9 protein-coding genes are annotated in these 10769 nt (G+C 69.3%); 5 read left to right on the forward strand and 4 right to left on the reverse strand.

Translation table 11 applies throughout. From position 1 onward, the window contains the following. Positions 1–357 precede the first annotated feature (357 nt). The 5 genes from AQJ46_RS04755 to AQJ46_RS04775 all read left to right on the forward strand — a co-directional run bounded on the left by AQJ46_RS04755 (position 358) and on the right by AQJ46_RS04775 (position 5419). Positions 358–1857 carry an MFS transporter gene (locus AQJ46_RS04755; RefSeq protein ID WP_079072107.1) on the forward strand — a complete coding sequence of 500 codons (1500 nt, stop codon included), beginning with the start codon at positions 358–360 and terminating at the stop codon, positions 1855–1857. Positions 1858–2089: 232 nt separating this feature from the next. Continuing rightward, a complete protein-coding gene (locus AQJ46_RS04760; protein ID WP_059204330.1) occupies positions 2090–3247 on the forward strand; it encodes an L-dopachrome tautomerase-related protein in 1158 nt (385 codons plus the stop codon). A 19-nt stretch (positions 3248–3266) separates the two neighbouring features. Then, positions 3267–3827, forward strand: a complete 561-nt coding sequence (locus tag AQJ46_RS04765; RefSeq protein ID WP_059204331.1) for a dioxygenase family protein — start codon at positions 3267–3269, stop codon at positions 3825–3827. A 57-nt stretch (positions 3828–3884) separates the two neighbouring features. Beyond that, positions 3885–4679 carry a maleylpyruvate isomerase family mycothiol-dependent enzyme gene (locus AQJ46_RS04770; protein ID WP_059204332.1) on the forward strand — a complete coding sequence of 265 codons (795 nt, stop codon included), beginning with the start codon at positions 3885–3887 and terminating at the stop codon, positions 4677–4679. Positions 4680–4840: 161 nt separating this feature from the next. Then, a complete protein-coding gene (locus AQJ46_RS04775) occupies positions 4841–5419 on the forward strand; it encodes a transposase (protein WP_208616872.1) in 579 nt (192 codons plus the stop codon). A 209-nt stretch (positions 5420–5628) separates the two neighbouring features. Here the strand turns inward: AQJ46_RS04775 and AQJ46_RS04780 are convergent, their stop codons facing one another. From AQJ46_RS04780 to AQJ46_RS04795, 4 genes are all read right to left on the reverse strand, one after another. Continuing rightward, positions 5629–7080, reverse strand: a complete 1452-nt coding sequence (locus tag AQJ46_RS04780) for an ATP-binding protein (protein WP_404828372.1) — start codon at positions 7078–7080, stop codon at positions 5629–5631. Between the two features lie 11 nt (positions 7081–7091). Then, on the reverse strand, positions 7092–8768 hold the full coding sequence (locus AQJ46_RS04785) for an FAD-dependent oxidoreductase (RefSeq protein ID WP_059204334.1): 1677 nt from the start codon (positions 8766–8768) through the stop codon (positions 7092–7094). A gap of 29 nt (positions 8769–8797) precedes the next feature. After that, positions 8798–9640, reverse strand: a complete 843-nt coding sequence (locus tag AQJ46_RS04790; RefSeq protein WP_059204335.1) for an alpha/beta fold hydrolase — start codon at positions 9638–9640, stop codon at positions 8798–8800. Between the two features lie 110 nt (positions 9641–9750). Next, entirely contained in the window at positions 9751–10566 is an 816-nt protein-coding gene (locus tag AQJ46_RS04795) for an oxidoreductase (RefSeq protein WP_059204336.1), read from the reverse strand. Between the last annotated feature and the right edge of the window lie 203 nt (positions 10567–10769).

Here is a 10769-nt window from a genome sequence, read left to right on the forward strand (position 1 = left end):
GAAGCTTCGTGGTCTGGCCATGCATCGAAGGTAAAGCCGACCCACCCTTCTTGACAAGGCAGTACAGAACCGCCTAGGTTCCTTACTGTTCAGTCCACAACGGTCCTGAGCTCACCGGACAGGGTGCGTGCATGCCCGGCGCGATGACTGGCCGGCGCCGACATCAACAGGATGCTGGCCACCGCAGACACCGACGCGGCCCTCCAGGGGATCGCCGAGGGAAGCCCGAAAGCGGCCACAGGATGATCTTGAAGCTCTGAGATCTCAGCCCGTCATCCGCTCGCCTCACCTTCGTCGGTGAGGAAACCGATCAGATTCCAGACGGCTTTCCGTCATGCCGAGCAAGCAAGGAAAAAAATGAGTACCAGCATCGACCGCGGGGCGCCCGCCTCCGGAAAGAAAGACTCGGGCCTTCGCGGCTCACATGCCGTGCGCTGGTGGGTGCTGGTCGTCATAGGCGTGGCACAGCTCATGGTCATGCTCGATGCCACCGTCGTGAACATCGCGCTGCCCGAAGCGCAGCACGACCTCGGCTTCAGCGACGGCAGCCGGCAGTGGGTCATCACGGGGTACGCGCTGGCGTTCGGCAGCCTGCTGCTGCTCGGCGGCCGACTCGGTGACCTGTTGGGCCGACGTACCCTCTTCGTGATCGGCCTGGCAGGTTTCGGGGCCGCGTCCGTCGTCGGCGGCTCGGCCGGCAGCTTCGAGATCCTCGTCGCGGCACGTGTGGCCCAGGGCCTCTTCGCCGCGGTGCTCGCGCCCGCGGCACTCTCACTGCTCAGTGTGACCTTCACCGAACCGTCCGAAAGGGCGAAGGCCTTCGGTATCTTCAGTGCGCTGGGTGGTGCGGGCGGCGCGATCGGGCTGCTGGTCGGCGGCATGCTCACCGAATGGGCGTCGTGGCGCTGGGTGATGTACGTGAACGTCGCCTTCGCGGCCCCCGCACTGATCGGCGCCTTGCTGCTGCTGGCCAAGCCCGTGATCACCAAGAAGCCCAAACTCGACATTCCGGGCATCGTGGTGGTGAGCGCCGCACTGTTCGCCGTCGTCTACGGGTTCGCGCACGTAGAGTCCACCAGTTGGACCGACCCGGTCGCCCTCGGCTCCATGATCGTCGGCGCGGTGCTGCTCGCGGTGTTCGTCTGGCTGGAGTCCCGGGTCGCGCATCCGCTGCTCCCGCTGCGCCTCGTGCTGGACCGGACCCGCGGTGGTTCGTTCGCGGCGGTGTTCGTCCTGGGCATGGGGATGTTCTCGATCTTCCTGTTCCTGACCTACTACTTCGCGGCCAGCCTCGGCTACTCGCCGATCAAGACCGGTCTGGCGTTCCTGCCGATGGTCGCGGGCGTCGTCGCGTCGTCGACCACGATGCCTTCGCTGGTGCTGCCCAGGGTCGGCCCGAAGATCGTCGTCAGCGCCGGCTTCCTGGTCGCCGCAGCCGGTATGGCCTTGCTGACCCGGCTCGAGCTGGACAGCACCTACGCCGCCCACATCATGCCCGGCCTGATCCTGCTGGGTCTCGGCATCGGCGCCGTGATGAGCACCGCGATCCAGGGGGCGACCTCAGGCATTCACCACGAGGACGCGGGTGTCGCCTCGGCGTTGATCAACACCGGTCAGCAAATCGGCGGCTCCATCAGCACGGCGCTACTGACCACCATTGCCTCGTCAGCCGCGACCGACTACCTGACTTCGCACAAGCCCGGCGCATTGGCCGCGGCGCAGGCCGGGGTCGAGGGCTACACGGCCACCCTGGCGTGGGGCTCCGGGTTCTTCGTGGTCGGTGCGGTGATCGCCGCGTTCCTGATCCCGAATCGGGCTCTGGCGCCGTCCGAGGGCGAGCCCGTGATGGCCCACTGAGCCTGGATCCACCCCACAGATGCCCTGCCACCTGCGATGACTGTTGTTCTCAGGACACGAACCAGCACAGGAAAGCAGGGCATCTCCAGGGTTCCACCGCGACCGTCTCGCCCCGCGAATCCACGACAGGGCCTTCTCCGCGATGGACCTCACCACCCGCCACCCGCGCACCAGAGAACTGCTGTCCACGGCGAAGTCCATGGTGCAACCAGACCCAGCAGGAGGCACTCGCATGAAACGACGTACATTCCTCGGCGCGACCACCGCATCGCTGGCCGCCACCCAACTCGCCGGGCCCGCCCACGCCACCAGTCCAACCGCCGGCCCAACCGCCGGTCAGTACACGGTCGTCGCCCGCTTCTGGGGCTCGATGCCGACGGGTGTCACCGTCTCACGCCACGGCCGTATCTTCGTCAACTTCCCCCGCTGGGGCGACGACGTCCCCTTCACCGTCGCCGAACTGCGGCAAGGGAAGCCGGTGGCCTACCCCGACGCCGAGGTGAACCGCGAGGACGCCTCCGACCTGGCCGGGCACTTCCAGTCGGTGCAGAGCGTCGTCGTCGATGGGGCCGACCGGCTGTGGATCCTCGACACCGGAAACCCGCTGTTCGCCGGGTCCTCCTACGGCGGCCCGAAGCTCGTGGCGGTCGACCTGCGCACCGACCGGATCGTACGGAAGATCCTCTTCCCGCCCGAGGTGGTGCCGTCGAACAGCTACCCCAACGACGTGCGCTTCGACCTGCGGCGCGGCGCCGAGGGCATGGCGTTCATCACCGACTCGGGCGGCTCGAACGGCGTGATCGTGGTCGACCTCGCCACAGGCCGCTCCTGGCGGCGACTGGCCGGGCAGCCCTCAGTGCTCCCCGACGAGCAGTTCCTTCCCATCATCGAGGGCGAACCCCTCATGATCCGCCCCGCGGACGGCGAACCCACCTCCTACGAGACCGGCTCCGACGGCATCGCCCTCAGCGCCGACGGCAAGCGCCTCTACTACTGCCCCCTGTCCAGCCGCCGACTGCACAGCGTGGCCACCGACGCCCTCGCCGACCCGGACGCCACGGACACCGAGGTGGCGGCGACGGTCGAGGACCACGGGTTCAAGCCGATGGCCGACGGACTGGAGAGCGACGACAAGGGACGGCTCTACGGCGGCGACCTGGAACACAACTCCCTCTGGCGCAGGAATCCGGACGGCACCTACCGCACCCTCGCCCAGGGCACCGACCTCATCTGGATCGACACCCTGTCCGTCGCCTCGGACCGGTACCTGTACGCCACCGCCAACCAGCTCAACCGGATGCCGCCCTTCCACGAGGGCGAGGATCTGCGCCGCAAGCCCTATCTCCTGGTCCGCCTGCCGATCGACGCCGGACCGGTCAGGCTCATATGACCTCTCCCGCCCGCGTCACGTGACTGCCTGGTCGCTGTCCCTGTCCGGACCGGCCGCGCACACCCCGCTCGTCTACGCCTTCGGGGGCTTCCACCCGCGCTACTACACGATGCGGTACGACACCCCCGACGCGACCGCGCTCGCCCTCCGGGTCGCCGGAACCATGCCGGACGGCGAATCGGTCCACCAGCACGCCGGCCGAGGGCTCGACCACGGGGCCTGGGTGCCGCTGATGGCCATGTACCCGCTGGCCGAGGAGGGTGTGCTGGTGATCGGCTCCGGCTTTATGACGCACGGGCTGCCGTTCATCACCCGTGCGATGCTCGAAGGCCAAGTCCCGGGCTGGTCCGCCGACTTCGACGCCTGGGCCGCCGACGCCCTCGCGCGCGGCGTGGTGGACGAACTCGACGCGTTCCGGACGAGGGCGCCCGGTATGCCGTACGCTCATCCGACCGTCGACCGCTACATCCCGCTGTTCATCACCCTGGGCGCCGCCGCGCACCCCGACCGGCCGGTGCGGACCACCGTCGAGGGGTACACGATCGGCTTCTCCAAGCGCTCGTTCCAGACCGCCGTGTGACACCGACAGCCGTGGACGACAACACCGAATCAGATCGCCTTCATTGGGGAAACGAACATGACCGAAGCCGCAGACCGGATCATCGGCGCCCTGCGCAGCGGGCACGACCACCTCGCCGCTGTGGTGCACAGACTCACCGCCGCCGATCTCACCCGCCCGTCCGGCGCGTCGGAGTGGGACGTCTCCCAGGTGCTCAGCCATCTGGGCAGCGGCGCCGAAATAGGCCTGGCCGTACTGGAGGGCGCGACGGGCGGTACGGGTGCCCCCGACGGCGACTTCAACAAGTCGGTGTGGGCCCGCTGGGACGCGATGACCCCGGCCGAGCGCGCCGAAGGCTTCGTCACCGCCAACCAGGCGCTGGTCGAACGCTACGAGGGCCTCGACGCGGGGGCCCGCAGCGACCTCCGGATCGACCTCGGCTTCCTGCCCGCGCCGGTGGACGTCGCGACCGCGGCGGGGCTCCGGCTCAGTGAGTTCACCCACCACTCGTGGGACGTCGAGGCGGCCTTCGACCCGTCGACGACCCTGGCGTCCGCCGCGACCGGGCCGCTCCTCGACCAGGCCGGCATGATGCTGGGCTTCCTCGGCAAGGCGGACGCCCTGGAGAACCGCCCCGTCGCCGTCACGGTGCACACCACCGCACCCGAGCGCGCCTTCGGTCTCTCGGTCGGCGAGACGGTCGCGCTCACCGGCGAACCCGAGAACGCCGACGCCGTGCTGACGGCCCCCGCCGAGTGGTGGCTGCGACTCGTCACCGGCCGGCACGCCCCCGCCCACACCCCGCCCTCCGTGACCCTCACCGGCGACACCGTCACCCTCGACGACCTGCGCAGGGTCTTCCCCGGGTTCTGAGCCCGGCGGCGAGGCAACGGGCACGGGAACACGCCCTAGCCCGCGCGTTTCACTCGGGGTCGTGTCCGGATCATGAGCGGCAAAGCGAAAGTGCCTTCTGACCTGGGACGACAGGGCTTGTCCAAGGCTTCTGTCGTCTCGCGGGGGAAGGCACTTTCCGCGTGCACACCACCGGGTCACGTCCCCGACTTGTCGTCTCGGCCGACGGTCGCGGGGTGGTCAGCCATGCCGGATCCCGTCTGCTGACCGATCTGGCCGAAGTCACCGGGCTGACCAGCCCCTTCACCAGCGCGTTGCGTCGGCTGCGGCCGCGCGGCACGGGGCACGCCCCCGGCCGGGTGGCGGTCGACCTGGCCGTGATGCTCGCCGACGGCGGCGAGACCATCACTGACCTCGCTGTCCTGCGTGACCAGCGCGAGGTGTTCGGCCCGGTCGCCGCCACACCCACCGCCTGGCGTCTTCTCGCCGACATCGGTCCTCCCGCACTGGCCGCCCTGCAAGAAGCCCGGGCCACCGCACGCGAAATCGCCTGGCTGCAAGCCGTCGACACCCGCGACGGCATACCAGCGTCCCGCGCGGGCGGGCGCGACCTGCCCTGCCTGGTCCTGGACCTCGACGCCACCCTGGTCACCTGCCACTCCGAGAAGGAGCAGGCAGCCGCCGCATACAAGCGCGGCTTCGGCTACCACCCGCGTGAATCGCTGACGTGGAACACCGTGTCCTTCGCGGTGACCGTGTAGCCGGGCCGACGTGGACGGCGTAGTGCGTGGGTTTCATGCCGACGTCGTCGGGGATGTCCAGGCCCGCCGCGCACACCCCGGCGTCCCCCGCGATGAGCACGGCACGGGTCTCGCGGACGCGGGGTCGGCCCAGCGCACCGGTGAGACGGGTCAGCGCCTCGTCCCGGCCCCGTGGGGCGGGACGCTGGGGTCGATTCCGGTGTCCTTGGTCATGAGGGCTCCTGGGCCGGGTCGGGGACGGTATCGGGGGCAGTGAGGGGGAGCAGCACCTGGAAGCGGGTGTCGCCGGGTACGGACTCGACTTTCAGGTCGCCGTGGTGCTTGTTGACGACGATCCGCCAGGAGATGTCGAGCCCCAGCCCGGTGCCCTCGCCCACCGGCTTGGTGGTGAAGAACGGGTCGAAGATCCGGCCACGGATCTCGGCCGGCACTCCCGGGCCCGTGTCGCGGAACTCCACCAGCAGCCGGTCGTGCACCAGAGCGGTGCGTACGGTCAACGTCCCTTCGCCGCCCGCGCTCTTGATGGCGGAGACGGCGTTGTCGATCAGGTTGGTCCACACCTGGTTCAGCTCGGCCGGGTAGGCCGGAATCCTCGGCACCGAACGGTCGTACTCCTTCACGACCTTGACCTGGGGACCGATCTTGCCCGACAGCATCAGCAGCGTGCTGTCGAGGAGTTCGTGCACATCGGCGACCTGGTAGGGCGCGCGGTCCAGCTGCGAGTACTGCTTGGCGGCGTCGACGAGGTGCGAGATACGGGTGGTGGAGTCCTCGATCTCGGACATCAACAGCTCGGTCTCGACCGTGTAGTTGAGCCACCCGATGGCACTCGGCAGGATCTCCTCCTGGTCGCATGCCGCCGCGATCTGCTCCAGCCAGTCGACGTCGAGACCGCCCTGCACGAAGGTCGGCGCGATCTGCCAGCCGTTCTGGACACCGTGGTCGTCGAGCCAGTCGGCGAGTTCGTCCTCCCGGTCCGACGCTTCGAGCGGGCTCAGTGCCGGCGCCTTGGAGACCCGCTCGGCCGTACGCTCCTGGAGGTCGACCAGGGCCTTCAGGGCGTCGCCGTGGTAGGGGCCCGAGGCGATGGCGCCGAGCTTGTTGCGCATGTGCGCGACCCGGTCCCTGAGCGACGAGGTGGCCCGTACGGCCGCCGCGGCCGGGTTGTTGAGCTCATGGGTGAGACCCGCGGACAACGAGCCCAGCGCCAGTAGCCGTTCGCGCTGCCCGACGGCCCGCTGAAAGGTCTGCGAACCGAGGGTGAGCCCCTCCAGGAGATGGACCGCCATCGGAAACCACTCGTGGATGAAGTTCGCGAACGATTCGGCGGGCAGGACGAAGAACCGCGTCGGCTCCGACACCCGCAACGAGTTCAGGTACCGCTGCGGTTTACCGTCCCCGAGGTACGCCATCACGGCCCCCGCGTACACCCCGGGCTGGGACGTGCGGCTCACCTCGATGTCGTCGTCGCCCACCCGGCGCGACATGACGAGCGTGCCCTCGATCATCACGTAGAAGCAGGTCGCCGGGTCACCTTCGGCGAACACCGGCCCGGGATCGAACAGTTCGACCCGTCCCTCGCTGCACAGCCTGCCGAGCTGCTCGGAGTTCAGCTTCTCGAAGAGGAACAGCGAACTGATCTCCGCCGCGCTGCACGGCATCAGCCGCCCGCTCACGACTGCTCCAGATACCGGTGTACGAGCATCACGGCCATGGCTCCCTCTCCGACGGCGGACGCGACCCGCTTCGCGGACTCCGCGCGCGCGTCCCCGGCGACGAACACGCCGGGGATGTTGGTCTCCAGGTGGTACGGCGGCCGGTCCAGCTCCCAGTCCGCCGGTGGCCGCCCGTCGGCGGTCAGATCGGGCCCGGCGAGGATGAACCCGCGCTTGTCGCGCAACACCGTACCCTCCAGCCAGTCGGTCAGCGGGGCCGCGCCGATGAACACGAACAGCCACTGCGCGTCGACCAGTTCGGTCTGCTCGCTCGTCGTGTCGCGCAACGTCAGCTGTTCCAGGTCGTTGTCGCCGTGCGCGGCCTCGACGACCGTGTGGGCCCGTACAAAGATGTTCGGTGACTCGGCGATCTGCTGGATCAGGTAGTGCGACATCGACGCGGTGAGGTCCGCTCCGCGCACCAGCAGGGTGACCGACTTGGCGCCCCTGGACAGGTACATCGCCGCCTGTCCGGCCGAGTTGGCGCCGCCGACGATGTACACGTCGTGGCCCTGGCAGGCGGCGGCCTCGGTGAGCGCGGACCCGTAGAACACCCCGCGGCCCGACAACTCGTCGGCACCCGGCGCCTCCAGCTGCCGGTAGGACACACCGGTCGCCAGGATCACGCTGTGCGCCGTGATCGTCGACCCGTCCGCGAACCGTACGAGCCGCGCCGCCCCGCTGCTCTCCAGCCCTGTCACCTCCTGCGCGGTGAGGATCTCGGCGCCGAACTTCGTGGCCTGGCGTCGCGCCCGGTCGGTGAGCTGGCCGCCGGACACCCCGTCGGGGAAGCCCAGGTAGTTCTCGATCCGCGAGCTCTGCCCGGCCTGCCCGCCGGTCGCCGACCGCTCCACGAGCACGGTCCTGAGCCCCTCCGAGGCCCCGTACACGGCGGCGCCAAGACCGGCCGGCCCGCCGCCGATGACGACCAGGTCGTAGAAGTCGGCCGTGGGTGTCGTCGCCAGCCCCACATGCGCGGCCAGTTCGGGCACCTCCGGCTCGACGAGCGCCGTACCGTCCGCCGTGATCACCACCGGCAGCCGCTGCCCGTCCTGGCCCGCGGCCGCCAGCAGGCGCTGCCCCTCGGGCTCGTCCGTGGAGTACCAGCGGTACGGCACCTGGTTGCGCGCCAGGAACTCCCGCACGTCCGAGGAGCGCGCCGACCACCGGTGACCGATCACCTTGGTGGCGGGCACCGGCCGGTAGTCGCTGCAGCGCCACGCCTCCAGCAGGTCGTCGAGCACCGGGTAGAGCTTCTCCTCCGGCGGGTCCCACGGCTTGAGGAGGTAGTGGTCGAGGTCGACGACGTTGATCGCGTCGATCGCCGCGTTCGAGTCCGCGTACGCGGTCAGCAGGACGCGCCGGGCACCCGGATAGAGGTCCAGGGCCTGTTCGAGGAACTCGATGCCGTTCATCTGGGGCATCCGGTAGTCGGCCAGGATCACCGCGACCAGATCACCGCGCAGCTTCAGCTCCCGCAGCGCCTCCAGCGCGGACTCGCCGGACTCCGCGCGCACGATCCGGTACGACCCACCGTAGCGCCGTCGCAGGTCACGGGCGACGGCCCGGGACACCCCGGGATCGTCGTCCACGGTCATGATGACGGTCCGCGCAGCGTCCGCGGCCTGTGCCATACGCCCCCCACTCCGAGTGATGTGATCCGTTATTTGGCCCATGCCGCGATCCGTTCTGCGATCGCCTCGGGGGCCTCGATGTGCAGGAAGTGACCGACGTCGGGGACGACCTCCATCGCGTGCGGGGCGGCGAACCGATGTCGGTCGTCGACCTTCGGGGGAAGAAAGCAGCCGTCGTCGGCACCGTAAAGCTGCAGCAGGGGCACCGTGATCGGATGAGACAGGCGGCGCGTCGCCCCAATCATGCCGGGCCGCATCATCGCCCGGTAGTACTTCAAAGGCGCGGGCATACTCGCCCGCAGGTCCTCGTGCAGCTCCGCCCGCAGCGCTGGATCGAGCGAGAGGCCGGGCGACCACTGACGCCAGAGGCGGTCGATGAAGGCGAGATCGCGGGCGCTGGCCATCCAGCCGCTTCCCGGCAGTTGAAAGAGCCCCATGTACCAGATCCGGCGTAGCTGAGCCAGGCGCGGCCGGCTCAGGAACGTGATGGGGTGGGGGACTGCGAGCGTGACCGCGCGTTCGATCCGCTCCGGCGCGGTGACGACGGCATCGTAGGTGATCAGGGCGCCCCAGTCGTGGCCGACCAACTCCACGGCTCGCCCCGGAGACCAGCGGTCGATCAGCGCGAGCACGTCGCCGGTGAGGGAGGCGAAGTCGAACGGCCCCGCGGTCGGGGACGGCGCGTAACCGCGAAGCCAGGGTGCGATGACGTGACGTCCTTGGCGGGCGAGCTCGGCGAGGAAGGGCTTCGCGGTCGGCGGGTGGTCCGGGAAGCCGTGCAGAACGACCGTCGGCTGACCGTCGGGGTCACCACCCTGCAGCGCGTGAAAGGTGCCGTGTGGCAGGTCGAAGGTGACGTGTTCGAATTCCATTTGGGTGTCAGCCTGTTCCAGGAGCGGTCGGACGGCAGATGCTGATGTTGGCTTCATCGTCTCTGGTTTCGGACATGGGCGCCTCCTCGGGCGCCGGGTGTGCTGCGGGGTCAGCCGGCCAGTCGGTTGAGCTTGCGGATTTGGCTGTCGAAGATGCGCGAGGGCACGATCCGGCGCAGGAGGCTGACGCGTCTGGCCATCGGGCCGGCGGGGTACCGGAGCTTGGGCTTGGCATCGGTGGCGGCCTCGACGATCACCTTCGCGACAACGCCCGGGTCGTCGGCGTTGCGCACGGCCGTGGCCAGCACGTCTCGGGCGATCTCCCGCTGCGCGGCGTAGGCCGGCAGGGGCGAGTCGGGTGCCATGCTGCTCGCCTCGAAACTCGTGCTTGTGTAGGCCGGCTCGATCAGCAGCATCCGCACGCCGTGCTCGCGAAGCTCGTGGTCGACGGACTCGGAGTAGCCCTCGACCGCATGCTTGGTGGCGGCGTAGACGGCCATGAAGGGCCCTGGGACCCGACCTTGCATCGAGGCGACGTTGAGCACGCGGCCACTGCGCTGGGCGCGCATGTGGGGCAGCACCGCGTTGGTCATCCGCATCAGACCGAAGACGTTGACGTCGAAGACCTCCTTGGCCTGGCTGATCGAGCTCTCCTCGCCGGCGCCGACCGCGCCCACGCCTGCGTTGTTGACCAGGACGTCGATCCGGCCGAACCGCTCGATCACCTCCCCGACAAGGGAACGGACCGATTCGTCGCTGGCCACCTCGAGATCGAGGAACGTCACCCCGGCGATCGGCTTGGCGTTCGCCGCGTTGCGGCTCGTGCCGACCACCGCGAATCCGGCGCCCACGAGGGCGAGCGCCGCGGCCCGCCCGATCCCGGAGGAGGCACCCGTCACGAGGGCCACTGGGGAAGCTGTCTGCATGGTGGTTCCTTCGGTTGTGGCCATGACTTCGTCGTGCCCTGCGCGGGGTCGCCCGGGCTCAGGCCGACACGGTCCGCACGGTCCTGCACGCCCGGACCAAGCCGGTTCGGTGAGCTCAGGACCGTTGTGGACTGAACAGTAAGGAACCTAGGCGGTTCTGTACTGGGTTGTCAAGAAGGGCGGGTCGGCTTTACCTTCTTTGT

This window comes from Streptomyces canus (assembly GCF_001514145.1).
Classification (GTDB): Bacteria; Actinomycetota; Actinomycetes; order Streptomycetales; family Streptomycetaceae; genus Streptomyces; species Streptomyces canus.